Raw genomic sequence first — 25,966 nt, 5'->3', positions numbered from 1 at the left:
CGGAAGGCGAAGGAAGGCGCCCACGAGGTCATCGAGGTGTCGGAGCTGGAGGTCCTGAAGGAGATCCGCGACGCCCTGGTGGCCCAGCGCGGCTCGGGGCACGACCGCGAGTAACCGTACGACCGGCGCATGCCCGGCGAGGTCAGAGGTGGTGGGGCGGCTTCTCGTCGAGGAAGCGCTTGAGGTCGGCCGCACTGTCGCCGCCGTCGCCGGGCCGCTCGCCCCAGCCGTGGTCCGTGTCGTCGGACGAGGGCCGGCTCAGCGGGTCGTCGAAAACCAGCGCGGCCTTGGGGTCACGCGGCTCGGGGGCGGGAGCGCTACTCATGCCTCCAGGGTACGGGCCCCCGCGCGAACGCCCCCAGCCCAGTCACCGGACAGCTCCATCCACCGGTCGAGTAGGTCACCGGCCACCCCCATCCACCGCCCGAGCCTGTCGCCGGACCCCTCCGTGTACTCCCCCGGCCCGCGCGCGCACTCATGAACACCTGAGCGAGAATTCCCCGGGGTTTTCTGGTGTGCTTGGCGCCATGACGTCCAGTTCCACGCCCTCGACGCCCCCGGCGCGGGACCCCGCCCCGGGCTCCGCCCCGGCCACGGCTTCCGGCTCTCCCTCCGGTGCCGGCCGACCCCCGTTGCGTCGGCTCGTCGCCCGTGGGCGCGGGGAGGCACACCGGGTGGCGTCGCCCCTCGAACTGTTCTTCGACCTGTGCTTCGTCGTTGCCGTCGCACAGGCGGGCGTCCAGTTGGTGCACGCCGTCGCCGAGGCCCATGCGGCCGAGGGCATCCTCAACTACGCGATGGTCTTCTTCGCCATCTGGTGGGCCTGGATGAACTTCACCTGGTTCGCCTCGGCGTACGACAACGACGACGTGCTCTACCGGGTCGTCACCCTCGTTCAGATATTCGGTGTGCTGGTGCTCGCCGCCGGGATCGCCCGGGCCTTCGAGGACCACGACTTCCTGCTGGTCTGGCTCGGTTACGCGATCATGCGGGTGGCGATGACCGCGCAGTGGCTGCGGGTGGCCAGGTCGGCGGAGGGCGCCGAGCGCGTCATGGCGCTGCGGTACGCGGCCGGTGTGGCGCTGTGCCAGGTCGGCTGGCTGGGCCTGCTGATCCTGCCCGAGCCGGCCAGACCGTGGCTGTTCCTGGGGATGGCGATCCTGGAGCTGTGCGTCCCGGTGTACGCGGAGAAGGACTTCTCGACGTCCTGGCATCCGCGTCACATCGCCGAGCGGTACGGCCTGTTCACCATCATCGTGCTCGGCGAGACGATCCTGGCGGCCACGGTCGCCGTGAAGTCGGCCGCGGACGAGAACGACGCGCTGGGCGAGTTGCTGCCAATCGCGCTGGGCGGACTGCTGATCGTGTTCTCCGCGTGGTGGATCTACTTCACGGTGCCGATCCACGGCCATCTGCGCTCCAACAGGGAGAGCTTCCTGTGGGGTTACGGCCACTACCTGATCTTCGCCTCGGCGGCCGCGATCGGCGCCGGGCTGGAGGTCGCGGTGGAGGAGGCGGTGGACAAGGCGCACATCTCGACGCTGGCCGCGTCCGCCGCCGTGACGCTGCCGACGGCGCTCTACCTGCTGTCGGTGTGGGCGCTGCACGCCCGTCACTACAAGGTGGGCACGGCGCAGCAGGCCGTGTTGCCGCTGGCCGCGCTGGCGGTGGTGCTGTGCACGTTCCTGGGCCACTGGGCGGTCCTGGCGGCGGGCCTCGTGGCGGCGGGGACGGTGGCGATCGGTGTGGTGTTCACGGCGCGTGGGGCCGGTGCGGAGGAGGCCAGGACCGCCGCGTCCGGGCAGGCTTGAGGGGAGCCACAGGCACGTTCCGACACACGCACGCCCCGGTCGCAGACAAGGACGCACATGACACCCGAGACCTCCGGCACCCCCTTGCCCTCCGACCGCGCCCACCCCGTGGACGCCCTCACCGACGTGCTCGGTCTGCGGGTCGGGCACGCCACCCGGGTCGGCGGCGGCTGGCTGACCGGTACGACCGTGGTTCTCGCTCCGGAAGGCGGCGCGGTGGCGGCCGTGGATGTGCGCGGTGGCGGGCCCGGCACCAAGGAGACGGACGCGCTCGACCCGAGGAACCTGGTGCAGAGGGTCGAGGCGGTGGTGCTGACCGGCGGCAGCGCGTACGGGTTGGACTCGGCGTCGGGTGTGATGGCCTGGCTGGAGGAGCGGCGGCGCGGGGTACGGGTCGGCCCCGATCCGGCGCATGTCGTACCGGTGGTGCCGGCGGCCTGTGTCTTCGATCTGGGCCGGGGCGGCGACTTCCGGGCCAGACCGGACGCGGCGACCGGCCGGGCCGCGGTGGAGGCGGCGGCGGCGAGCGGGCTCGGTGCCCCGGTGGCGGAGGGGTGTGTGGGCGCCGGGACGGGGGCGACGGTCGGGCTGCTGAAGGGCGGTGTCGGCACCGCGAGCACCGTGCTCGGGTCGGGGATCACGGTGGCCGCGCTGGTGGTGGCGAATGCCGCCGGGTCGGCGATGGATCCGGAGAGGGGGGTGTTGTACGGGGAGTTGTTCCAGGGTCGGGTGGAGTATCCGGCGGCCGAGGTGCACGAGGCCGCGCGTCGCAGGATCGCCGAGGCCGCCGCGAAGAGCCCGCCTCCCCCGCTGAACACGACGTTGGCGGTCGTCGCGACCGACGCCGAACTGACCCGCGCCCAGGCCCAGAAGCTCGCCGGGACGGCCCACGACGGCATCGCCCGCGCCGTGCGGCCCGTGCATCTGCTGAACGACGGCGACACGGTCTTCACCCTGGCCACCGGCGCCCGCCCGCTCGCCCCGGACTCCGGTCCGCTCGCCCTGAACGAACTCCTGGCGGCGAGCGCGGACTTGGTGACGCGGGCGATCGTCCGGGCGGTACGGGCGGCCGACCCGGTGGACGGACCGGGCGGGACGTGGCCGTCGTACGGGGAGTTGTACGGGGGCGAGTAGTCGTACGGGGGCGCCCGCGAGGGGGGTGTGAGCTGCACGGGGTCCCGGAGGGCGGTCGGCCGGAGTGTCAGTGGGAGTGGCTAGGTTGCGGCCATGAGTTGGGATGTCTACGTCTACCGGTTCCCGCACGAGGCCCAGTCACCGGCCGACATCGAGGACGGCTGGGAGCCGCCGGTCATCGGCACGGGTCGGGAGGTACGGGCCGCCCTGGCCGGGGTGTTGCCGGGGATCACGTTCGGGGAGGACGGGTGGGGGGAGTACGCGGGGCCGGGGTTCTCGCTGTCCACCACGACCACCGCGGCCGATGACACTCCGGTCACCGGCGTCGGCCTGATCTTCCACGGTGGTGGGGAGGGGGCGGTGCGCGCGGCGCTCGCGGTGATGGACGTGTTGGGGGCGAGGGCCGTCGAGACCGGGTCGGGGGGCTTTCTCAACCCGGAGTCGGGGCTGTCGTCGTTCGAGGCCTGGCAGGCGTACCGGGACGGGGTGTTGAGGGGGTCGTAGAGGTTCGCGCGGGAGGCGATTGTCCCGGTTCTGTCACGTGATGCCGTGTGGGGCGGAAGTGGGGAACCCTGTCGGCCGCCGGTCGCTCTTTCTCCACGTACTGGAGCGGATGACGTAGATCACGTGGACGCGTAGAAGGTGGAGCAGATCGTGACGAGGCCGAAGATTGCTGTGCGGCGTGTGATGGGGGCCTGTGCCGTGCTGGTGGCCGGCGCGCTGACCCTGACCGGCTGTGGCGGGGACGCCCAGGCCGACAACAAGGGCGGGGGCGACAACAAGACGTCGGTCAAGGACTCGGCGGCGCGGATCACGATCTCGGCGAAGGACGGTTCGACGGGCGCGTCGATCAACTCGACCGGTGTGAAGGTCAGCGGCGGCAAGCTGACCGAGGTGAAGATGACCGCGACGGAGGCCGGCACCGAGGTTCCGGGCGAGATCGCGGCGGACGGACGCTCCTGGCAGCCGAAGGGGCAGCTGGAGCGGGGGACGAAGTACCGGATCTCCGCGACGGCGAAGAACGCGGCGGGCAAGACGTCGGCCGCCGACTCCAGCTTCACGACGGTCTCCACCGCCAACAGCTTCATAGGCACGTACACGCCGGACAACGGCACCACGGTCGGCGTCGGCATGCCGGTGTCGTTCACGTTCGACAAGGCGATCACGGACAAGAAGGCCGTGCAGTCGCACATCAAGGTGACGTCGAGCAGTGGGCAGGAGGTCGTCGGGCACTGGTTCGGGGCGCAGCGGCTCGACTTCCGGCCCGAGGAGTACTGGAAGACCGGTTCCAAGGTCACGATGAAGATCGACCTGGACGGTGTCGAGGGCGCGAACGGGCTGTACGGGGTGCAGGACAAGACGGTGACCTTCACCGTGGGGCGCTCGCAGGTCTCCACGGTCGACGTCAACACCCAGACGATGAAGGTCGTCCGGGACGGCAAGACGATCAAGACGGTGCCGATCTCCGCCGGCAGCGCCGACAACCCGACGTACAACGGGCAGATGGTGATCTCGGAGAAGTTCAAGCAGAAGCGGATGGACGGCTCGACGGTCGGCTTCGCCGGGCAGTACGACATCCCGGACGTGCCGCACGCCATGCGTCTGACCACGTCGGGCACCTTCCTCCACGGCAACTACTGGTACGACCGGGGCAACCCGCCCTTCGGCCGGCAGGGCACCAGTCACGGCTGCGTCGGCCTGGCGGACGTCCGGGGCGCGAACGGCGACACGATCGCCAAGTGGTTCTTCGACAACTCGCTCCTCGGTGACGTGGTGATCGTCAAGAACTCCCCCGACGACTCGGTCGCGCCGGACAACGGCCTCAACGGCTGGAACATGTCCTGGAGCGCCTGGAAGGCCGGAAGCGTCGTCTGACCTCGGGTTTCTGAGGATCCGTCAGAGAGTTCGCCGGGCCGCGCGGGAACGAACCGCGCGGCCCGGCCGTTTCACGGGCGTACGTTTTCTCGGTTCCCGGACATGATGTCCGACCGAGGGGCTACGGTATGCACCCACAAGGTGACATGCAGCAACGCCGGGAGAAACCTTGAGCGTTCCGTACGAGACGGCAGCGTACGAACCAGCCGAGTCGCCCGAGTCTCCGGAGGAGCACCTCGCGCGGCTCCTCGGTCGCGCCCTGAACTCGTTCGAGCTGCCCGACGAGACCATAAGGCAGCTCGACTGCGCCCTCGCCCACGACAGCTCACTGCACTCCGCGCACTACAGCTCAGGGCTGCACCGGGCGACGTACCGGCACACATGGCTGCTCGCCGACGGCTCCGCGGTCACCCTGTGGGAGCTGGTGCACAACACGGTGCCCGGCAGTGACACCCAGCACGAGGTGTACACCGACGAGGAGGAGTTGCGGGCCGCGACCGCGCGGCTGCCGCTGCCCCCGGACACGCCGGATTTCGAACTGCCCGCGATCGTGGAGCTGGCGGCATTCCCCGAGCCGCGTCACGCGTACACGCCGGACGACTCCGCGGACCACGCCCGGCGGCTGCTGCGGCGGGCGGAGAACCCGGACCCTCCCGGTGACGAGATCGCCACGCTGCTGCTGCGGACCGCGTTCGCGCATGAGATCACGCAGGCGTTCGGCCGCCCGAGCCGGTCCCGCCGGGGCGGTCGCCCCGGGTTGAGCTTCTCGCTCTACGAGCACGCGTTCCTGCTCACGGACGGGCAGGAGATCTCCCTGTGGGAGGTGGAGCACACGGCGACCCCGGACGGGCGCCATATGTGCGAGGTCTACACGACGGAGGACGCGGCCCGTGACGCGATGGAGCGCCGGGCGGGGTTACTCGGGTAGGGCTCGGAGGCGGACCGGGCCGTGAAGGCCCGGGCTCGGCCGCTCAGGCCATCCGATCATCGGTGAACTGACGGGCCAGGAAGGCGAAGGCGTCCTGCTCGGCCGGGGTCAGTTCCACATGCTCGACGTGCGGGCCCTTGCGGCGCTGGTGGGGCAGGCCGCGAAGGCGCCCACCGCGGCGCCGGGCCAGCTCCATGAAGCGGGCGCGATGCGCCTCGCCGTCCCGGCGCAGAACGCGGACCAGCACGGCGACCCAGATGACCGCCGCGACAGCGAGGGTGGCCACGCCCACCAACTGGAGGATCGACACGTGCTCAGGCATGCCCTCCAGTAGACACCACCAGACGGGACTTTGAGCCCGGATGGTGACGTATCTCGCAGGTACGGCGTACAAGTCACAGGGGTCGTAAAGGCGCCCAAAGGGGCGCATGGGGCTTACAGCGAAACGCGGCCGGCCGCAGCCCCCACGAGGGAGGGCTGCGGCCGGCGGAGGGTCGCGGGGTTCAGGCGGCGACCGGCTCCTTCGTCTGCGACTCGGCGGCGGGAGCGGCCTCGGCGGCCGTGCCCGGCTGGGTCTTGCGCATGCCCTTCAGGACGATGACCAGACCGGCCGTGACCGCCGTGCCGACGGCGATGGCCAGCAGGTACAGGAACGGCTTGCCGATCAGGAAGGTGACCCAGATCCCGCCGTGCGGGGCGCGCAGGGTCGAGCCGAAGGCCATGGTCAGCGCGCCGGTGACCGCGCCACCCGCCATGGAGGCCGGGATCACGCGCAGCGGGTCGGCCGCCGCGAACGGGATGGCGCCCTCGGAGATGAACGAGGCGCCCAGGACCCAGGCCGCCTTGCCGTTCTCGCGCTCGGCGGTGGTGAACAGCTTCTTGCGGATCGTGGTGGCCAGGGCCATGCCCAGCGGCGGGACCATACCGGCGGCCATGACCGCGGCCATGATCTTCATCGCGGAGTCGCTGGGGTCCTGGACGGCGATACCGGCGGTGGCGAAGGCGTAGGCGACCTTGTTGACCGGGCCGCCGAGGTCGAAGCACATCATGAGGCCGAGCAGCACGCCGAGGAGGACGGCGTTGGTGCCGGAGAGGCCGTTCAGCCAGTCGGTCAGCCCCTTCTGTGCCTCGGAGATCGGCTTGCCGATGACCACGAACATCAGGAATCCGACCACCGCCGTGGAGATCAGCGGGATCACCACCACCGGCATGATGCCGCGCAGCACCGGCGGGATCTCGATCCGCTGGATCGCGAGAACCACACCACCGGCGATCAGACCGGCGACGAGACCGCCGAGGAAGCCCGCGCCGATCGTCACGGAGATCGCACCGCCGACGAACCCGGGGACGAGACCGGGCCGGTCGGCCATGCCGTAGGCGATGTAACCGGCGAGGACCGGGACGAGGAAGCTGAAGGCGGCGGCGCCGACCTGGAACAGCAGCGCGCCCCAGCTGTCGATCTGACCCCAGTCGAAGTGCTCGGTGACCGACTTCGCCTCGTTGATCTGGTAGCCGCCGATCATGAAGCCGAGGGCGATCAGCAGACCGCCCGCCGCGACGAACGGAACCATGTAGCTCACGCCCGTCATCAGCCACTTGCGCAGCTTCGTGCCGTAGCCCTCGCCGGGTTCGCCCGCGCGCTCCACGGGGGTGCCCGGGCGGGCGGCGGCCGTGACCTCGCCGCGCTCGGCCTTGCCGCGGACCTCGGCGATCAGTGCGGCGGGGCGGTTGATGGCGGCCTTCACACCGGTGTCCACGGTGGGCTTCCCGGCGAACCGCTCCTTCTCCCGTACGGGGACGTCATGGGCGAAGATCACGCCGTCGGCGGCGGCGATGACCGCCGGGTCGAGCCGGTTGAACCCGGCCGAACCCTGCGTCTCGACGACGATCTCGACGCCGTCGGCGTCCCGGCCCGCGTTCTCCAGCGACTCGGCGGCCATGTAGGTGTGCGCGATACCAGTGGGGCAGGAGGTGACGGCGACGATCCGGAAGGGGCGGCCGGCGGGGGCGGGCTCGTCCTCCGCGCCCGCCTGCGGCGCCACGGGCGCGGCCTCGTCGGCCGACGCCGTGGCGGTCGTCGTGGCCGCCGGTGCCGTCGTGGCCGCGGGCTCCATCGGGGGCGTGCTGCCCGCGGCGGCGTCGGGGGAGGCCGTTCCGCCCGACGCCGCCGCGGAGTCTTCGGTGGTCTCGTCCGTCGCGTCGCCCCGGATGAGGGCGGCGGCGCGGGCCGCGTCGTCCACCGCACGGAGGGCATCGGTGAACTCGGCGTTCATCAGCTGACGGGCGAGCGAGGAGAGGATCGTGAGGTGGGCGTCGTCCGCGCCCGCCGGGGCGGCGATCAGGAAGATCAGGTCGGCGGGGCCGTCGGCGGCACCGAAGTCGATACCGGCGGCACTGCGCCCGAAGGCCAGGGTCGGCTCGGTGACATGCTCACTACGGCAGTGAGGGATGCCGATACCGCCGTCGAGACCGGTCGGCATCTGAGCCTCGCGGGCGGCCACGTCGGCAAGGAAGCCGTCCAGGTCGATGACCCGGCCCTTCGCCACCATGCGCTCGGCGAGGGCACGCGCCGCCGCTTCCTTCGTCTCGGCGGACAGGTCGAGGTCGACCAGATCCGCGGTGATCATCTCGCTCATCGCGGGCTCCTTCGCACGCGTATCGCCCGGGGGGTGAGGTGGGCGGGGGTGGGGACGGAAGTGTGGGGGACGCCGGCCAAGGGGGCCGAGTGAAAGGACCGGCCGGGGCCGACGGGACCGGTGGCGCCGACGGGGCAGCCGGGGCCGACGGGGCTGGGGAGACTACGCCTTCCCGGGCGGAGCCGGAGTAATGCGGAATGAAGGTTCGTTCGCGTTCGCTCGCTCATGCCACCGGCTCCTTCAGGACGCGGTCCACCGGTACCTCCGTCGTCACCGTCACCGCGGACGGGTCGAGGTCGGAGGGGGTCGGCATGACGCTGCCGGGGAGTTGGACGGCGGCGGCGCCGTGGGCCACGGCGGAGGCGAGGGCGTCGGGGCCGTCGCCGCCGGCGATGAGGAACCCGGCCAGGGAGGCGTCGCCGGCACCGACGTTGCTGCGGACTGCGTCGACGCGGGCGCTGCCGAACCAGGTGCCGGAGGCGTTCACGAGGACCTGTCCGTCGGCGCCGAGGCTGGCCAGGACCGCGCCCGCGCCCATCTCCCGCAGTTCCTCAGCGGCCTTGACGGCGTCACCGACGGTCGCGAGGGGCCGGCCGACGGCTTCGGCGAGTTCCTCGGCGTTGGGCTTGACCACGTCGGGGCGTTCACGGAGCGCGGCGAGCAGGGCCGGGCCGGAGGTGTCCAGGGCGATCCGGGCACCCGCGGCGTGGGCGCGGGCGACGAGTTCGGCGTACCAGGAGGGGGCGAGGCCGCGCGGGAGGCTGCCGCAGCAGGCGATCCAGGAGGCGTGGACGGACTGGGTGCGGACGGTCTCCAGGAGGAGTTCCTGTTCGGCGGCGGAGAGTTCGGGGCCCGGCGCGTTGATCTTCGTGAGGACGCCGTCCGCCTCGGCGAGGGCGATGTTGGAGCGGGTCGCCCCGGCCACGGGGACCCGTGCGACCTCGATGCCCTGCGCGTCGAGCAGGTCCGCGACGAGGGCGCCGGGCGCGCCGCCCAGCGGCAGGACGGCCACGGTGCGTTGTCCGGCGGCGGCGACCGCGCGGGAGACGTTGACGCCCTTGCCGCCCGGGTCCATGCGTTCGCCGGTGGCCCGGATGACCTCGCCGCGGTCGAGGGAGGGGACCTCGTAGGTGCGGTCGAGGGACGGGTTGGGGGTGACGGTGAGGATCATGCGCGGGCCTTCCGGCCGGCGGTGCGGCCCTCGACGGAGCCGTTGACGGCCACCTTGCCCGTGGCGTGGGCCGGGGTCTTGCTCGTGGCGTTGGTGCCCGGGGTCTTGCCCTCGGAGGCGCCCGTGCCGGTGCCTGCGCCCGTGCCCGTGCCCGTGCCGGGGACTCGTAGGACTTCGGTGCCGTCGCGTTCGATGGCGAGGGTGTCCTCGGGGCTCAGGCCGCTGTCGGTGATCAGCAGGTCGACGTCGCTCAGGGCGCCGAAGCGGGCGAAGTGCTCCTGGCCGGACTTGGAGGAGTCGGCGAGCAGTACCACCCGGCGGGCGGCGGCCATCGCGGCCCGCTTCACCGCGGCCTCGGCGAGGTCGGGGGTGGTCAGGCCGTGGTCGGGGGAGAAACCGTTGGCCGCCACGAAGAGCACGTCGGCGCGGATCTCGCCGTAGGCGCGGAGCGCCCACGCGTCGACCGCGGCGCGGGTGCGGTGGCGGACGCGGCCGCCGACGAGGTGGAGCTGGATGCCCGGGTGGTCGGCGAGGCGGGCCGCGATCGGCAGGCTGTGCGTGACCACGGTGAGCGTGGCCTCCAGCGGGATGGCGGCGGCGAGGCGGGCGACGGTCGTACCGGCGTCGAGGACGACGGTGCCGTCGATCGGCAGTTCGGCGAGGGCGGCCTGCGCGATGCGGTCCTTCTGGTCGGCGGCCGTGCTCTCGCGTTCGGCGAGGTCGGGCTCGAAGTCCAGGCGTCCCGCGGGGATGGCGCCGCCGTGGACCCGCTGGACGAGGCCGGCGCGGTCCAGGGCCTTCAGGTCGCGCCGGATGGTCTCGGCCGTGACCTGGAACTCCTCCGCCAGCGACACCACGTCCACCCGGCCGCCGTCACGGGCGAGCCGGAGGATCTCCTGCTGCCGCTCCGGTGCGTACATGTCCGTTCGCCTCCGACCGATGCCCGATTCTGTGGTTTCGCTCGGAGGCTACGCCGAGATTTCCGGAAAGTAAACAGGTTCGGGCGCAACTCGGACACAAACGGAGACCGGTCCGGCACCCTCGGGTGCCGGACCGGTCCTGTCCCAGTGGTCCTACCGACCGTCGCCGTATCGGCCGACGTCGTGGCGGCCGTAGCCGGTCAGCGGGCCAACTGCGGCTCGCGCTCCGCGTCTCCCGTTCCGTTCCCGTGGGCCACCGTCTCCTCGGCCGCGTCCTCACCCGCGACCTCGACCTCACCCGCGGCCTCGGCCTCGTGGGCGTCGTGCTCGGCCGTGACGGGGTGTCGGGGGAGGGCGAACATCAGCAGGAAGATCGCGAAGAGCACCGCGGCGACCCAGCCGAGGGCGTGTTCGAAGGCGTCGACGAAGGCGGGGCCGATCTCGGCGGGGACGAGAGGCTCGTCCATGGCGCCGAAGAAGACCACGGCCACCAGGCCGAGTCCGAGCGCGTTGCCCATCTGCTGCACCGTGCTGATCAGCCCGGACGCGGAACCGGCGTGCTCACGCGGCACCCCGGAGAGGATCGCGTCGGTCAGCGGGGCGACGATGAGCCCCATGCCCGCGCCCATCACGATCAGCGGGAGCGCCATCTGCCAGGGGGTGATGGCAAGGCCGTACCGCGCGGACTCCCCCAGGTAGAGCAGTACGCCGGCCGCCATCAGCAGCGCGCCCGCCTGGAGGACCTTGCGGCCGAAGCGCGGGACGAGCTTCTGGACCGACATCCCGGCCGCGACGGAGACGGAGACGGAGAACGGCACGCCGGTCAGGCCGGCCTTCAGGACGCTCCAGCCGAGGCCGGTCTGGAGGTAGAGGGTCCAGACGAGGAAGAACACACCGAGGGCGATGCCGAACACGGTCTGCACGGCGATGCCGGCCGCGAAACTCTTCACCTTGAACAGCGACAGTTCGATCAGCGGGGAGCCGTCGCGCGCGGTCTTGTGCCGCTCGTACGCCACCAGCGCCGCGAACACGACCAGCGAGCCCGCCATCAGGGCGTGTCCCCACAGCGGCCAGTCCAGCTCGTGGCCGCGGGTGAGCGGGTACAGCAGCATCAGCAGGCCGCCGGTGACGAGGGCGACGCCGACGAGGTCCAGCTTGAGGGCGTGCGGGGCCTTGGACTCGGTGATGAAGCGGCGGCCGAGGACGAGGCCGGCGATGCCGACCGGGAGGTTGATCAGGAAGATCGCCCGCCACTCGAGGTCGAGCGGGTTCCACTCGATGAGCAGGGCGCCGAGCAGCGGGCCGGAGACGGCGCCGAGGCCGACGATCGCGCCGAACAGCCCGAAGACCTTGCCGCGTTCGTGCGCGGGGAAGGTGGCGTGGACGATCGACAGCACCTGCGGCACCATCAGCGCGGCCGTCGCGCCCTGCGCGATCCGTGCGGCGACGAGCATCTCCGGGTTGGCGGCGAGGCCGCACAGCGCGGAGGCGACGGTGAAACCGCCGATGCCGAGGAGGAAGATCCGCCGGCGGCCGTGGATGTCGCCGAGCCGGCCGCCGGTGACGAGTCCGGCGGCGAAGGCGAGGGCGTAGCCGGCGGTGATCCACTGGATCTGGCTGACCGTGGCGGCCTCGCCTCGCTGGATGGAGGGAATCGCGATGTTGACGATCGTGACGTCCACGAGGTCCATGAAGGCGGCGGTCATGACGATGGCGAGGGCGATCCACCGCCTGCGGTCGGCGCCGCCGTCGGGAGAGGCGTCGAGCGCCGTACGGGTGTCGCGCCCCTTCAGGGCGTTCGTGGTTGAGGTCATGGAACGAAGGTAGAACCCCAGTAGGTCAGATCATGTCCTACTTCTACGGCATCCTCGAACTCATGACTACGGACACCCCGGCGCGACTCCTTCAGCTCCTGTCCTTGCTCCAGACACCCCGCGAGTGGCCCGGTGGTGAGCTGGCCGACCGGCTGGGGGTGTCGCGGCGGACGGTTCGCCGGGACGTCGACCGGCTGCGGGAGCTGGGCTATCCGGTGCAGGCGAGCATGGGGGCGGACGGCGGTTACCGGCTGGTCGCCGGGAAGGCCATGCCGCCGCTGGTGCTGGACGACGAGGAGGCCGTGGCGATCGCGGTGGGACTGCGGGCCGGTGCCGGGCACGCCGTGGAGGGCGTGGACGAGGCCTCCGTACGGGCGCTGGCCAAGCTGGAGCAGGTACTGCCCTCGCGGCTGCGGCACCGGGTCTCCACGCTCCAGGCCGCCACCACCCCGCTGACCAGCGGTGACGGGGCGACGGTGACACCCGAGACGCTGACGGTGATGGCATCGGCGGTAGCGGGCAACGAACGGCTCCGCTTCGCCTACCGGGCCCGCGACGGCGCGGACTCGCGGCGCCATTGCGAGCCGTACCGGCTGGTGTCGACCGGCCGCCGCTGGTACCTGGTCGCCTACGACCTCGACCGCGCCGACTGGCGCACCTTCCGCGTCGACCGCGTCCAGGAACCCTTCGCGACCGGCGCCCGGTTCGCGCCCCGTGAACTGCCGACGGGGGACGCGGCGGAGTATCTGAAGCAGTCGATGCAGCGCAGGCAGGAGACGTACACGTTCGAGGTCACGTTCGCCGCGCCCCGGGAGGTCGTCGCGGCCCGGCTGCCGGCCTGGTTCGGCAGCCCCGAAGCCGTCGACGAGCACAGCTGCCGGGTGCGGGCGTCGACCGGCGACGCGGTGGAGTGGTTCGCGGTACGGCTCGCCGTGCTGGGCTACGAGTTCACGGTGCACGAGCCGCCGGAACTGGTCGAGTACGTGCGGGAGTTGGGCGCACGGCTGACCCGGGCGGCGGGCGGCGCCGAGGGCTGCGGGTGACACCAAAAGGAGCCGGGCTCCGGCGCCGGGGGGGGGAGGCGCCGAAGCCCGGCTCTGAGGAGTCCCGGCACTGGGGGGAGAGCGTCGGGACTCGGCTTCAGTTGGCTTCGGTGGTGAAGCGGCCTCGATGGCGAGGCGACTTCGCCGGGGTGGGTCGTGTGGGGCTGGGCTGGCTCGGTGCGGGTCGTGCTCGGTGCGCGGCAGGACGGCGGTCGGTCGGCGGTGTACGGACGGCGGCACTGGCTGCGGTGCGGTGCCCCCGGCTCCCCCGGAACATCTGACTCCGGGTCCCGGGCCGTTCGGCTCCGGGCCCGGTGGAGTCGTGGGCCCGCAAGTCTTGTGCCCCGGGATCGGGGAGTTGAAGCGATGGACTACGGCCAACGTGTGGCCGATGGCCGACGTACGACCGTACGGCAGGGCACGGTCCGCGCGACGGGCCGGACGGAGACCGGGCGGTCGAACCGGCGGTCGTCGGGCCGGATGGAGACCGGGCGGTCGAACCGCGGCACGCGGGCCGCGGCGGCGGGCCGGAGGGCGGGGGGCCGGAAGGGCGGGGGGCCGGAGGGCGGGGGGCCGGAAGGGCGGGGGGCCGGAAGGGCGGGGGGCCGGAAGGGCGGGGGCCGGAAGGGCGCGCGGGCCGTCCACCCCACGGGACCTGTCCCGGCTGCGGGCGACGGGACCGGCGGGGGCGGGGTGCGGTGGGACGGGCCAGGGACCGGCGGAGCGGGCCAGGGGCGACTGAGGGGCCGGCGGGGCGCGGCGGCCGCGATCGGGCCGCCGCGTCGTACCCTGCCGGGCGGGTCAGGCCGCCGCGTCGAAGCCCGTGTCGCGGGCGAGCTTCTTCAGTTCGAGCAACGCGTGCTTCTCGATCTGGCGGATCCGCTCACGGGTGAGCCCGTGTTCCTTGCCGACCTCGGTGAGCGTGCGCTCGCGGCCGTCCTCGATGCCGTACCGCATCTTGATGATGGAGGCCGTGCGCTGGTCGAGCCGCCCGATGAGGCTGTCGAGCTCCTCGCTGCGCAGCAGGGTCAGCACGGACTGCTCGGGCGAGACGGCGGAGGTGTCCTCCAGCAGGTCGCCGAACTGGGTCTCGCCCTCGTCGTCCACCGACATGTTCAGCGAGACCGGGTCGCGGGCCCAGTCGAGGACGTCGCTGACGCGCTCCGGGGTGGAGCCCAGCTCGGCGGCGATCTCCTGGGGCTCGGGGTCGCGGCCGTGCTCCCGGTTGAACTCGCGCTGCACCCGTCGGATCCGGCCCAGCTCCTCGACCAGGTGGACGGGCAGCCGGATGGTGCGCGACTGGTCGGCTATGGAGCGGGTGATCGCCTGACGGATCCACCAGGTGGCGTACGTCGAGAACTTGAAGCCCTTGCGGTAGTCGAACTTCTCCACCGCGCGGACCAGGCCCGCGTTGCCCTCCTGGATGAGGTCGAGCAGGGGCAGACCGCTGCGCGGATACCGCCGGGCGACGGCCACGACGAGACGGAGGTTCGACCGGATGAAGATGTCCTTGGCCCGCTCGCTGTCGGCGACGAGGGCCTCCAACTCCTCACGGGTCGCGTCCGCCCTCGCCTCCTCCTCCCCGTCGAGGATCTGCTGTGCGAACACACCCGCCTCGATGATCTGGGACAGCTCGACTTCCTTGGCGGCGTCGAGCAGCGGCGTACGCGCGATCTCGTCGAGGTACATGCCGACCAGGTCGCGGTCGGCGATCTCGCCGCCAGAGGCGCGAACGCTGCTTGCCGCGTCGTTCCCGCCGGCGGCGGACGAACGACGAGCGGCGACGGCACGGGTTGCCATGCGTGCTCCCTTGCGATGGTGGGCTGGCAGGGTCGTGTCTGGTCCTACGTGTCTTGAGGCCGCTCGGACACTCTCCCGAGTGCCCGGCTTCCGAAGGAAACAACGACTGGAATCAGGACAGAATTCCCCAGCAGGCCCACTATTTTTCTGATCTTGCAGTACCCTGTGCGGCCACAGGAGGAGGCGTGATGTCCACGGGGTCCGCAGAGGTGCAGGTCAGACCAGGAGTCGAGGCCGACCTCGCCTCCCTCACCGACATCTACAACCACTACGTCCGTGAGACGCCCATCACATTCGACACCGTCGTCTTCACTCCGGAGGAGCGCCGGCCGTGGCTGCTCTCCCACCTTGTAGACGGTCGGCATCGCCTGATAGTTGCCACCACGGAGGATTCACAGCGAATCCTCGGGTACGCCACGAGCAGCGCGTTCCGTGCGAAGGCGGCGTACGACACGTCCGTGGAGGTCTCCGTGTACCTCGCCCCCGACGCGGGCGGCCGGGGCGTCGGCACACTGCTGTACAAGGCGCTGTTCGAGGCGCTCGCGGGCGAGGACGTCCACCGCGCGTACGCCGGCATCGCCCAGCCGAACGAGCCGTCCACCCGCCTCCACGAACGCTTCGGCTTCCGCCACGTGGGGACGTACCGGGAGGTCGGGCGGAAGTTCGGGCGGTACTGGGACGTGGCCTGGTACGAGAAGGAGCTCTAGGGATCCTTCAGGCCTGGTTCTGTTCCCGCGAGGGGCGCGGGAGCCGGGCCATGGCGGCGCGGACGGTGTCGGCGACGTCGGGCACGTCGATGCCGACGCGGCGGAGTCGGGCAGCGACCTCGGTCAGAGGGATGCCGCGCTTGGCCGAGGCGGCGCAGAGGTGATGGAGGGGGACCTGAGTCCGGGGTGTCAGCCATTGCAGGAGACCCGGCCCGTTGACCGCCGCGGCCCCGAGCTCCGGACCGCTCAGGTCCCTGTCGAGCAACGCGATGTCGTCCCAGAGGTCGGCCCGATCGGACGTCCGGTACATGGAGAGGTCCGGCGCGCGCAGCCCGTACGACTCAAGGCGGGCGCAGATCTCGGGGACGGGCCTGCGCAGTTCGTACGCGGTGATCAGGAGGAGGTGCACGGGGACCTCGCTGTTGTTCGCCTGCAGCATCCGCCAGAGGAAGAGGTCCTTGTCGAGCAGGGCCTGGTCGAGCTCGTTCGGTGCCTCGGGCAGGACCAGCGGACAGGGCACCCCCAGCGCACGCAGTCGGTCCGCCACGGTCGACTGCGAGATCCCCAGCTCGGCGGCCCTCGCCCATACCCAGTACCACGAGTGCAGGCCGCTGAGGGACCGCCCGTGGTCGGCATGCCCGGTCACCTGGCGACCGAAGAGTCTGTGGTCCTGATCCGTCGGCTCGACCGGCGGAGGACTCCCCGGGCGCAGACCGTAGGCGGTGAGGGCGGCAGCGACATCGGTGACCGTCATACCGCACGTCTCCGCGGCGTCCAGAAGGCTCTTGAAGGGCACGAACGCGCCCGCGGCGTGCCAGCGCGGCCGAGCGTCGTGATCGCGGCTGAGCAACCGCAGGTCCTGCGGGCTCTGCCGTTCCGGGGGGTCGGTCACGTCCAGCCCGTGGTTCCGCAGCCGACGGCAGACCTCCGCCACCGGGAGGCCGGTCCGCTCCGCGCTCCACAGCACATGTCCCGGCGGCACCTCACAGTCGCCGCGGAACCACTGGCCCTCGCCCTCGCCGTTCTGGCTCAACAGCACGAGGTCCGTCCGGTCCGGGCGGTCCGGAAGGGTCTCGGCCAGCGAGACGTCGAAGCCGTACGACCGCATGCGGTCGGCCGTCTCCGTGACGCTCAGGCCCAGGTCCACATAGGCGTAGAGGAAGTGGCGCAGCGGCACCGGCCTGGCGGCGGACAGCCACACCGTCGCCTCGTCGAACGGCATGTGGTCGGTGTCGCGCGGGCCGTTCCTCAGCAGATCGACATCCACCGGGTCCGGCTCACCGTCCGGGTACTGTCCCGGATCCAGCGTTCCGACGCCCAGCTCCACGGCACGGGCGACGGCCGCCCGCGGGGTCAGTCCCATGATCTCGGCGGTACGCAGGACGCATCCGGGGCGTACGAGGTCCCTCTCCGGCATGGCCAGCAGCACACCGTCCGACGGGCGGGCCGGAAGGAGCGGACCCACCTTCCCCAGCTCGGGAACGAGATCCACCAGCCGGTCGGCGGCCCCGTGGGCGAGGAGCCGCCAGAGCAGGACCTCGTCGGTCACGCGGACGGTCGGGTAGATGTCGTCGAGCCAGAGGTCGCCGTAGCCTTCGTCGACCCGCGCGAGGATCCCGTCGTCCAGCGGCAGGCACCCCACCCGCGCGGGCCGGAACGCCCGGCCGCCCGCCAGTGTGAACTCCTGGTCGGCCGCCATCGCCGCCTCGGCGATGATGTCGGCGACCTTGGGGTGGGTCTTCGCGACGCGGCACAGCCACGGGTAGCTCAGCAGGCCCTCCGACGAGGAGGTCAGCTCGCCGACCGCCGTGCGGAGCAGCTCCTCCACGTCCCCCGAGATGTCGCTGAGGATCTGGAGGCGGTCGACGGACAGTTTGGGCACCCGGTTCCCGGTCAGGTTCACCACGGCTCCGCGCAGCACGACGTCGTCCTCGTCCCTCGCGTGCTCCCCCGCGAGAACCCCGGTCAGGTGCCTCGGCTGGGCCAGGATCCCGTCCACCAGCACCCCGCCGCCCGACTCGCACCACAGCACCTCGGGAACACCACCCCCGCCTGACGGCCCCGGCACACGCTCCCCACCCGCGTTGAGCGCGGCCGCCCGGTCACCGGATCTCAGGGCGTACTCCCCCGCCGCCCACCTCGCCGACCGCATCCCGTGGTCCGCCGTCGTCTCGAACTCGGCGACACCGAGGAGGCCGATCAGCTCGGTGACACAGGAGGGCGCCCGGTCGCGCAGATACAGGCGCACCGTCGTCCCCGGTTCCAACCGCTCCGCGCTGCGTTCGATGCGGAAGAGGTGGTGCGGGCCGTGGATGGCCACCTTGAAGCACGGTTCCGACGTGGCCCCGTCCTCGCCCAGGCGTCGGGTGATCACCTCGATCTCGTCGGCGATCATGAAGTAGCTGAGCACGCCGATGCCGAAGCGGCTGACGGGGTGCATCTCGATGCCCGCGCGTTCCCAGAGAGCGCGCTCGTTGCGGACGTCCGTCAGGTCGGTGAAGCGGGTTCCCGCGCGAGCGAAGACGCGGCTCAGCTCGGACGCGCCCATGCCGATGCCGTTGTCCTCGCACAGCAGGTACGGGCGGCCGTCCGGGCCGACCCCCTGCTCGAAGCGGATCCGCCCCTCCCAGTCGTCCCGTGCGCGGCCCCCTGGCCTGGTGGCCAGGAACTGGGTGCGGGCCTTGCGGTAGCGGCAGGCGTCCAACGCGTTCTGGTACAGCTCGCGGATCGCGAGGCCGGGGCTGCGGTAGAGCTGATCGCCCATGAGGAGTTCCTGGACCCGGCGGGGGTCGACCTGGAACTTGCCGTAGCTCTCGAACTTGGGCCGGTCGTCGTCGCCGAGGGCGGCCTCCACACCCTCGGCGGACGCCCGCTGGGGCAGCGTCAGCAGCGGGGCGAGCGTGTCGTCGGCTCCGGCCGCGCGGCGGATGTCGTAGAGCAGGAGGTCGACCTGGCCGACATGGCGTCGCAGGGCCTCGACCACCGCCTCGTGGTGGCAGTCGGCGGCCTGGAGGACCATCCGGCCGTTGTCGGTGTGCCAGGCGGCCTGCTCCACGGTCTGCCGCAGGTCGGCGAGGCCCACCGGGTAGGGGATGCCGAGGTTCTCCACCAGGTCGTCGGGGAGCGCGGGGATGTCCAGGGCCCGGGCGCGGGCGACGGCCAGCAGGACGGCGAGACGTCTGACGCGGACCTGCTGCGGCATCCCCATGCCACCCATACCGCCGATGCCGCCGATACCGCTGGTGACGGACGCGACGGCCTCCAGCCGGTCCAGGCGTTCCTGGCGGCACATCTCCCCCAGCGACAACCGCAGCCCGTACAGCAGTTGGCCGGTGCGGCGCCGGTGGAACAGCGCTCCCAGCGCGGTGTCGCCCAGGGGGAGCCGGGCGGTCAGGTCCGTGTACGCCGTCCAGTGGTCCTCCGTGCCCCGCAGCCCGTGGTCCACCCACTGGTGGAACAGCCACCACCCGATGTCCGACTCGGCGCCCCGCCGCTCGGGCAGTTCCAACCGGGCGCGGCGGACGAGGCGTTCGTGCCCGCGGTCGAAGTACCTCTCGAAGTCGCCGCGGTCTCCCCCGGCGCCCGTGAGACGGAGGTCGGTGGGGTCGACACCGGCCCGGTCGGCCGCCGTACGTGCCCACAGGGTCTGCGACAGGTACGGCGCGAGGGTCAGGGTGAGGACCTCGGCGGGGTGGAAGTCCCCGTCGGGGGCGCCCTCCGCGCACAACAACTGGCCGAGCTGGCCGTGGAAGCGGGTGGGGAAGGAGCGGTCCCACCAGGGGTCGCCGGTCGCCTCCCACTCCGTCTCGTCGTGCAGGGCGGCGAGCGCGGCGGCGATGTCGCGGGCTGCGGCCCGGAACGGTGCGGGGTCCCTGTTCGGCGGAAGTCGTTGCCAGAGTGGGGAGTCGGCGACCTCCCGCGCCCAGCCGGGCAGCGGCGTGTCGGTGGGGCCGTCCGTCGAGGTGGGCGTGGGCGTCGCGTAGTGGTTGATCACCACCTGGTCCACGTCACGCGCCTGGAACGCCGTGCCGTGGACCGTGGTGTCGTTGATGCTGTTGTTCGCGCCGCCCGGATCCGTCACACCGTCCAGCGTAGGAGCAACTCGCCCCGCCCTGAGGGGGAAAGCCGCCGCGGCCCATCCTGCCGACCGGCTCCTCAGTGGTCCTTCCTGCCGGCAGGCTCCTCAGTGGTCCTTCCTGCCGGCAGGCTCCTCAGCCGAACTGAACCGACCGCTTCGCCAGGCCCATCCAGAAGCCGTCGATCACCGACCGCTGGGCGTCCAGTTCACCGGCGGCCTCGGCCGCGCCCATGGTCACGAACAGCGGCGCGAAGTGCTCGGTGCGGGGGTGGGCGAGCCGGCCCGCCGGGGACTTGTGGAGGAAGTCGAGGAGGGAGTCCCAGTCGCGGGACTCCAGGGCCCGGTTGCCCCAGTCGTCGAACTCGGTGGACCAGGCGGGGATGCCGCCCTGGCGGAGCGCGGCGAGGTTGTGGGTGAAGAAGCCGGAGCCGACGATCAGGACGCCCTCGTCCCGGAGGGGGGCGAGCTTGCGGCCGATGTCCATCAGCTTCACCGGGTCCAGGGTCGGCATGGAGATCTGCAGGACCGGGATGTCGGCCTCCGGGAACATCTCGACGAGCGGGACGTACGCCCCGTGGTCGAGGCCCCGGTCCGGGATGTCCTGGACCGGCGTGCCGGGAGCCTGAAGCAGCTTGCGTACGGACGCGGCCAGCTCGGGGGCGCCGGGCGCCGGGTACCGGACGGTGTAGTAGTGCTCGGGGAAGCCCCAGAAGTCGTAGACCAGCGGGACGGTCTCGACCGCGCCGAGGGCGAGCGGGGCCTCCTCCCAGTGGGCGGAGACCATGAGGATCGCCTTGGGACGGGCCAGCGTCTTCGCCCAGGCGGCCAGTTCGCCGGGCCAGATCGGGTCGTCGGCGAGCGGGGGCGCGCCGTGGCTCAGATAGAGGGTCGGCATGCGTTCGGCGGTGGCGGTGGACATAGGGGTGACTCCCTCGGCGCACGCGACTCGCGAGGGGCGGGGCCACGGCTCGGTACGTACGGCTCCTGGAGCACGTCGTCCTCAAGCGGGCCGCAGCGGGTCGCTTCAGGCTCATCGGTTGTTTGAGACCTCGCCCCACTCCCCAGTAGTTGAAGTCTCAATATTTCTAGTTTCACCTTACATCTCTATTGTTCAAACTTCAAGAAGGATGCTCGTAGAGTGGAGATATGAAGACACCGTCCGCCGCCGAAGAACCCCGTTGGCTCACCGAAGAGGAACAGCGCATCTGGCTCGCCTACGTCCATGGCACGACCTTGCTCGACGACCACCTCGATCGCCAGTTGCAGCGGGACGCGGGTATGCCGCACCTCTATTACCACCTGCTCGTGGTGCTGTCCGGCGCGCCGCAGCGGCGGCTGCGGATGACCGAACTGGCGATGCACACGAAGATCACGCGCTCGCGTCTCTCGCACGCCATCGCCCGCCTGGAGAAGAACGGATGGGTGCGGCGCGAGGACTGTCCGTCGGACAAGCGGGGACAGTTCGCCGTGCTCACGGAAGGCGGGTTCCAGACCCTGGAGAAGACCGCGCCGGGACATGTGGCCGCGGTGCGGCAGGCGCTGTTCGACCGGTTGTCGCCGGAACAGCAGAAAGCCCTCGGCGAGATCATGGGGATCATCGCCGAGGGGCTTCAGCCGAAGGAGGCCGGGGCGGACCTGCCGTGGCTGCGCTAGGCGTGCTGTCCGGACAGCCGACCTAGCCGCTCAGCTATATGGGGGTGCGCCGGGAGCCGGGCCCAAGGGGAGTTGGGCGCCGACACTCGGGGACCCTCAGGGCTCGGGGACCCTCCGCCGCCGTGAGCCGTACGGGCCGGCCGCGCGGGTCCCCACGCCCCTCAGGTCGGCCCCGACCGCGGGGCCCTCCCGTCGTCAGTGGGCGATCACCGGGACCTTGACCCCGTCCGCCGCGTCCTCGCTCGTACCGGCGGTGGCCGTCATGTCCGGCTTGCCGGTGGTGACGAAGGTGAAGGCGATGGCGGCCGACAGGACCAGGATGCCGACGGCGAACCAGATGGCGTTGGTGTAGCCGTTGACCATGCCCTGGAGCTGGACGAGCTGCTGCTGGGGGCGGGAGGTCGCCGAGGCGATGTGATCCTGGATGTACGACGTGGTCGCGGACGCGGCGATCGTGTTCAGCAGGGCCGTACCGATGGCGCCGCCGACCTGCTGGGAGGTGTTGACCATCGCGGAGGCGACACCCGCGTCACGCGGTTCGACACCGTGGGTCGCGAGGGACATCGCCGGCATGAACGCCGTACCCATACCGAGGCCGAGCAGCAGCTGGGCCGGCAGAAGCAGGGCCGCGTACGAGGAGTCGATCTCCATCTGGGTCAGCAGCAGCATGCCGACGCCCGCGAGCAGGAAGCCCGGCGCCATCAGCAGGCGCGGCGCGACCCGGGTCATGAGGCGGGTGCCGATCTGCGTGGAGCCGACGATCATGCCCGTGATCATGGGCAGGAAGGCGAAGCCGGTCCTGACCGGGGAGTACCCCTTCACGATCTGCAGGTAGTAGGTCAGGAAGAGGAACAGGCCGAACATCGCGATGATCGCGAGGCCGAGGGAGAGGTAGACACCGCCGCGGTTGCGCTCCATGACCACGCGCAGCGGCAGCAGCGGGGCCTTGACCCTGGACTCGACGAGGACGAAGGCCGCGAGCAGCACGGCGGACGTGATGAAGAGGCCGATGGTCAGGGAGTCGCCCCAGCCGTCGGACTCGGCGCGCGTGAAGCCGTAGACCAGCGAGACCAGACCGAGGGTGGACAGGACCACACCGGGGATGTCCAGCGGCGAACGGTTGCGGCCGCCCTCCGGCTCACGGATGACGAAGTACGCGCCGGCCGCGGCGATCACCGCGAACGGGATGTTGACGAAGAACGTCCAGCGCCAGTCCAGGTACTCGGTGAGGAAGCCGCCGAGGATCAGGCCCACGGCGCCACCGCCACCGGCGATCGCACCGTAGATGCCGAACGCCTTGGCACGCTCCTTGGCGTCCGTGAACATCACGGCGAGCAGGGAGAGCGCGGCGGGCGCGAGCAGCGCGCCGAAGGCACCCTGAAGGGCTCGGGCGCCCAGCATCATGGCCTCACCGGTGGCCGCGCCGCCCAGCGCGGAGGCTCCGGCGAAGCCGATCAGACCGGTGACGAAGGTGCGCTTGCGCCCCCACAGGTCGGAGATGCGGCCACCGAAGAGAAGCAGACCGCCGAAGGCCAGGGCATACGCCGTGATGACCCACTGGCGGTTGCCGTCGGATATCCCGAGGTCCTGCTGGGCGGACGGCAGGGCGATGTTCACGATGGTCGCGTCGAGGACGACCATCAGCTGGGCGAGCGCGATGAACACGAGCGCTTTCCAGCGGTTGGAGTGCGAATCGTCCACCGTTTCGGGGACATTCCGGGCTGTTGCAGACATGGCGGTACCCACTTCGGGACTTCGTGACGGAAAAAGTCAGGTGAAAGCGAAAAGTCAGGTGAAAGCGTCGGAGCGCGACACTGCGCCGATACGCGATAAAGGAAGAGACGGAATAAGTCGGATCGGATCGGATCGGGTCAGGCGCGGCGCAAGTCCTCCATCGTGACGGAGGTGCCGGGCAGTTCGGAGCGGGCCGGGGCCCGCAGACCGTCGAGCAACAGCTGCAGATGACGGTGGACGAAACGGTCGACACCCACGCACTGGGTGCCGGCCGGGGGGCGGCTGAGCTGACTGACGGCGAGCATCAGGTCGCCGACGCTGACGTCGTCACGGAGCTGTCCGGCCCGCTGGGCCCGCTCCATGATGGCGGCCATCTGCTCCTCCAGCCGTTCGCGCGCCGCCTCCAGGTCGGGGTGGTTCTTGTCGAAGGCGCTCTGGATCATCGGGCAGAGGGCGCTGATCCGCTCGTCGGCGGCGGCGTGCACGAAGCGGGACAGCGCCTCGAACGCGTCACCGGTCTCCTCGAGCGCGACCTCCGCCGCCAGCGCCGTACGGTCCATGACCGAGCACACGACCTCGCGGACCAGTGCGTCGCGGTCCGGGAAGTTGCGGTACACCGTGGCGTTGCCGACGCCGGCCCGGCGGGCGATCTCGTCGAGCGGCACGTCGGGGCCGAACTCGACGAACATCTCCCGGGCGGCGGTGACGATCCGCTCCCGGTTGCGCAGGGCGTCCGCCCGGGGACGGGACACCTTGCGCACGGGGGTGGCGGTCTGCACGGCGTGCCTCCTGACGATCGAGTGGGGAGCGAGATCCGGGGAGCGTTTCCCCGTTTCGCTCGAACACATGGCTAAACGGGGAAACGATCCCCGGTTATTTCCCGCGATCGAAGAAACTTCATGTGACCTGGATCACACTTGGCCTCTCTATGCGGCGGAGTGACCCAGGTCACACTCCCGCGGTCGGGAACCCCTCGTTCGGCCCATCCAGCGCGCATCCCCGCCGCCCCCGCCACAGGGTGATCGAAAGGGTGCGGCCGTGGCCCGGGCGGCTGCCGTGGAGCGAAGGGCGCGTGCATGCAGCAGCCGTTCCGCCGAAGCGGGATACCCGAGCGCCGGTCGACCTCGTTCGGCCGGCCGCGGCCCCGACGCGCGTGGCGGGCACGCCGCACGGACGGCACCCGTGCGACGAGCGGCAGGGGCGGGAGGGGGGGCATGGGCGGGATGGGGGGCATGGGCGGCATACGCCCCCGCCGGTCCGTCGCGATCGCCTCCGTCACCGCCCTCACCCTCGCGGTCAGCACCCCCGCCGGCACCGGGCACCTCGTGGCGAAGGAGACGAGCACGGCGGCGGGAGCGGTCGCCGTGGCCTCCGGCTCCGGGCTCGACCCGTGCAAGATCCGGGGACGGCTCGGTGTCCAGATGTCCGAGGGCATCCCCACACCGCCCGGATACTCCCGCTCCACCGGCACGGTCCGCGCCCTCAACCTCATGATCGACTTCTCCGACGCGCCCGGCGAGGGCAGCGCGATGGACCGCTTCGCCGAGTTCGCCCCGCAGACCCAGAAGTGGTTCCGGACAAGCAGCTACGGCCGTATCGACTACCGGCCCGAGACCCCGGTCACCGAGTGGCTGCGAATGCCGGAGACGTTCCGCTCGTACGGGATAGAGCGCGGTGTCCCCTTCGAACCCGGCTACCGGCGGCTGGTCCAGGACATGGTGCGGGTCGCCGACCCCGTCGTCGACTTCCGCAAGTACGACCTGGTCAACGTCCTCGTCACCCCGAACGCGGGGCCCTCCGCCCTCGACACGGTGCTGTCCGTGACGTTCGCCGGGAACCGGGAGGCGCCGGTCGCGGACGGCACCCCCGTCGCCAACGCGTCGTTCGTGTACAGCCGCCAGGACGACGGCTCCGGCACGTACCACGAGACCGGCTACCGCGTGCTCCCCCACGAGAACGGCCATGTCTTCGGCCTGCCCGACCTCTACACCCACGAGGGCGGGGGCGCGGTCGGGCACTGGGACATCATGAGCGAGGACTGGGGCGTCGACAACGACATGCTGGGCTGGCACAAGTGGAAGCTCGGCTGGCTCGACGCGGCGCAGGTCGGCTGCGTGTCCGCGCCGGGGGCGGCGGAGTACACGCTCACGCCGCTCGCGAAGGCGGGCGGGCCGAAGCTGGTGGTGGTGCCGCTGACGGCCCGCACGGCGTACGCCGTCGAACTGCGGACCCGGGCGGGCAACGATGTCGCCGTCTGCCGCCCCGGTGTCCTCGTCTACCGGGTCGACGCGGACGTCGACACCGGCAACGGCCCCATCAGGGTCCACGACGCCCGCCGCGACAGCGGGGGGTGCACCCGCAGCCCCAACGTCCACGCGGAACTCTCGGACGCGCCGCTGGTGCGTGGCGAGACGTTCAGGGACACGAGGGCGGGCGTGACGATCACGGTGACGGGGACGGACGAGGCGGGGAACCACCGGGTGGTGGTGAGCCGGAGGTGAGGGGGTGGAGGGTAGTAGGGGTGAGGGGGGTGGGGTGAGGGGGGTTGCGGGGTGAGGGGGGTGGGGGGAAGTGCGCGGGTGCGGGTGGGGGGGGTGGTGTGGGGTGCGGGGGTGGCTCGGGTGAGTGGGCAGGTGCGGGTCGGTGGGGGCCGTTCGCGCAG

The 25,966-nt window shown here is 71.5% G+C and carries 19 protein-coding genes and 2 pseudogenes; 10 read left to right on the top strand and 11 right to left on the bottom strand.

The window, feature by feature from the left end; translation table 11 throughout:
• Positions 1-114: pseudogene (locus tag M8J73_RS10080) on the top strand (large conductance mechanosensitive channel protein MscL); the annotation flags it as partial.
• A gap of 28 nt (positions 115-142) precedes the next feature.
• Here M8J73_RS10080 and M8J73_RS10075 read toward each other — a convergent pair.
• A complete protein-coding gene (locus M8J73_RS10075; RefSeq protein ID WP_055537715.1) occupies positions 143-325 on the bottom strand; it encodes a hypothetical protein in 183 nt (60 codons plus the stop codon).
• A 202-nt stretch (positions 326-527) separates the two neighbouring features.
• Here M8J73_RS10075 and M8J73_RS10070 point away from each other — a divergent pair, with 202 nt between their 5' ends.
• From M8J73_RS10070 to M8J73_RS10050, 5 genes are all read left to right on the top strand, one after another.
• Complete coding sequence (locus M8J73_RS10070; protein ID WP_055537716.1) at positions 528-1,811, top strand: low temperature requirement protein A; 1,284 nt, start codon at positions 528-530, stop codon at positions 1,809-1,811.
• 57 nt (positions 1,812-1,868) lie between these two features.
• On the top strand, positions 1,869-2,945 hold the full coding sequence (locus tag M8J73_RS10065) for a P1 family peptidase (RefSeq protein WP_055537717.1): 1,077 nt from the start codon (positions 1,869-1,871) through the stop codon (positions 2,943-2,945).
• A 93-nt stretch (positions 2,946-3,038) separates the two neighbouring features.
• Positions 3,039-3,449 carry a hypothetical protein gene (locus tag M8J73_RS10060; protein WP_249828499.1) on the top strand — a complete coding sequence of 137 codons (411 nt, stop codon included), beginning with the start codon at positions 3,039-3,041 and terminating at the stop codon, positions 3,447-3,449.
• A 150-nt stretch (positions 3,450-3,599) separates the two neighbouring features.
• Positions 3,600-4,820, top strand: a complete 1,221-nt coding sequence (locus tag M8J73_RS10055) for a L,D-transpeptidase (protein WP_249828498.1) — start codon at positions 3,600-3,602, stop codon at positions 4,818-4,820.
• Positions 4,821-4,989: 169 nt separating this feature from the next.
• Positions 4,990-5,748 carry a DUF6227 family protein gene (locus tag M8J73_RS10050; RefSeq protein WP_055540717.1) on the top strand — a complete coding sequence of 253 codons (759 nt, stop codon included), beginning with the start codon at positions 4,990-4,992 and terminating at the stop codon, positions 5,746-5,748.
• 43 nt (positions 5,749-5,791) lie between these two features.
• Here M8J73_RS10050 and M8J73_RS10045 read toward each other — a convergent pair whose 3' ends face one another.
• From M8J73_RS10045 to M8J73_RS10025, 5 genes and pseudogenes are all read right to left on the bottom strand, one after another.
• On the bottom strand, positions 5,792-6,070 hold the full coding sequence (locus M8J73_RS10045; RefSeq protein ID WP_055540718.1) for a hypothetical protein: 279 nt from the start codon (positions 6,068-6,070) through the stop codon (positions 5,792-5,794).
• 181 nt (positions 6,071-6,251) lie between these two features.
• Positions 6,252-8,384, bottom strand: coding sequence for a PTS fructose transporter subunit IIABC (locus tag M8J73_RS10040; protein WP_249828497.1), 2,133 nt, complete (start codon positions 8,382-8,384; stop codon positions 6,252-6,254).
• 223 nt (positions 8,385-8,607) lie between these two features.
• Positions 8,608-9,555, bottom strand: a complete 948-nt coding sequence (gene pfkB, locus M8J73_RS10035) for a 1-phosphofructokinase (protein WP_055541618.1) — start codon at positions 9,553-9,555, stop codon at positions 8,608-8,610.
• Between the two features lie 164 nt (positions 9,556-9,719).
• Positions 9,720-10,475, bottom strand: a pseudogene (locus M8J73_RS10030) (DeoR/GlpR family DNA-binding transcription regulator); the annotation flags it as partial.
• 200 nt (positions 10,476-10,675) lie between these two features.
• Entirely contained in the window at positions 10,676-12,289 is a 1,614-nt protein-coding gene (locus tag M8J73_RS10025; protein ID WP_055541619.1) for an MFS transporter, read from the bottom strand.
• Between the two features lie 62 nt (positions 12,290-12,351).
• On the opposite strand from M8J73_RS10025, the gene M8J73_RS10020 reads away from it, so the two are divergent.
• The gene (locus M8J73_RS10020; RefSeq protein WP_055541620.1) at positions 12,352-13,332 is read left to right on the top strand and encodes a helix-turn-helix transcriptional regulator; all 981 of its coding nucleotides are present in this window, start codon (positions 12,352-12,354) and stop codon (positions 13,330-13,332) included.
• 801 nt (positions 13,333-14,133) lie between these two features.
• Here M8J73_RS10020 and M8J73_RS10015 read toward each other — a convergent pair.
• Positions 14,134-15,132, bottom strand: coding sequence for a sigma-70 family RNA polymerase sigma factor (locus M8J73_RS10015; RefSeq protein ID WP_249828496.1), 999 nt, complete (start codon positions 15,130-15,132; stop codon positions 14,134-14,136).
• 188 nt (positions 15,133-15,320) lie between these two features.
• Between M8J73_RS10015 and M8J73_RS10010 the strand changes: the two genes are divergently transcribed.
• Positions 15,321-15,839, top strand: a complete 519-nt coding sequence (locus M8J73_RS10010; RefSeq protein ID WP_055543150.1) for a GNAT family N-acetyltransferase — start codon at positions 15,321-15,323, stop codon at positions 15,837-15,839.
• 7 nt (positions 15,840-15,846) lie between these two features.
• Here M8J73_RS10010 and M8J73_RS10005 read toward each other — a convergent pair whose 3' ends face one another.
• Together M8J73_RS10005 and M8J73_RS10000 are read right to left on the bottom strand one after the other, a co-directional pair.
• A complete protein-coding gene (locus M8J73_RS10005; protein WP_249828495.1) occupies positions 15,847-19,920 on the bottom strand; it encodes a wHTH domain-containing protein in 4,074 nt (1,357 codons plus the stop codon).
• A gap of 130 nt (positions 19,921-20,050) precedes the next feature.
• On the bottom strand, positions 20,051-20,836 hold the full coding sequence (locus tag M8J73_RS10000; RefSeq protein WP_055537602.1) for a dioxygenase family protein: 786 nt from the start codon (positions 20,834-20,836) through the stop codon (positions 20,051-20,053).
• 227 nt (positions 20,837-21,063) lie between these two features.
• Here M8J73_RS10000 and M8J73_RS09995 point away from each other — a divergent pair, with 227 nt between their 5' ends.
• Positions 21,064-21,570 carry a MarR family winged helix-turn-helix transcriptional regulator gene (locus M8J73_RS09995; protein ID WP_055537601.1) on the top strand — a complete coding sequence of 169 codons (507 nt, stop codon included), beginning with the start codon at positions 21,064-21,066 and terminating at the stop codon, positions 21,568-21,570.
• Between the two features lie 195 nt (positions 21,571-21,765).
• On the opposite strand, the gene M8J73_RS09990 is transcribed toward M8J73_RS09995, so the two are convergent.
• Positions 21,766-23,304, bottom strand: a complete 1,539-nt coding sequence (locus M8J73_RS09990; RefSeq protein ID WP_055537608.1) for an MFS transporter — start codon at positions 23,302-23,304, stop codon at positions 21,766-21,768.
• 137 nt (positions 23,305-23,441) lie between these two features.
• Complete coding sequence (locus M8J73_RS09985) at positions 23,442-24,083, bottom strand: TetR/AcrR family transcriptional regulator (RefSeq protein ID WP_249828494.1); 642 nt, start codon at positions 24,081-24,083, stop codon at positions 23,442-23,444.
• Between the two features lie 435 nt (positions 24,084-24,518).
• Between M8J73_RS09985 and M8J73_RS09980 the strand changes: the two genes are divergently transcribed.
• Positions 24,519-25,805: a M6 family metalloprotease domain-containing protein gene (locus M8J73_RS09980; protein WP_249828493.1), complete on the top strand. Its 1,287-nt coding sequence runs from the start codon at positions 24,519-24,521 to the stop codon at positions 25,803-25,805.
• Positions 25,806-25,966: the final 161 nt, after the last annotated feature.

It is taken from the genome of Streptomyces neyagawaensis (assembly GCF_023516595.1).
Lineage (GTDB): Bacteria > Actinomycetota > Actinomycetes > Streptomycetales > Streptomycetaceae > Streptomyces > Streptomyces neyagawaensis.
The sequence above is the reverse complement of the archived record's forward strand: the minus strand, read 5'-3'. Positions and strand labels throughout refer to the sequence as shown.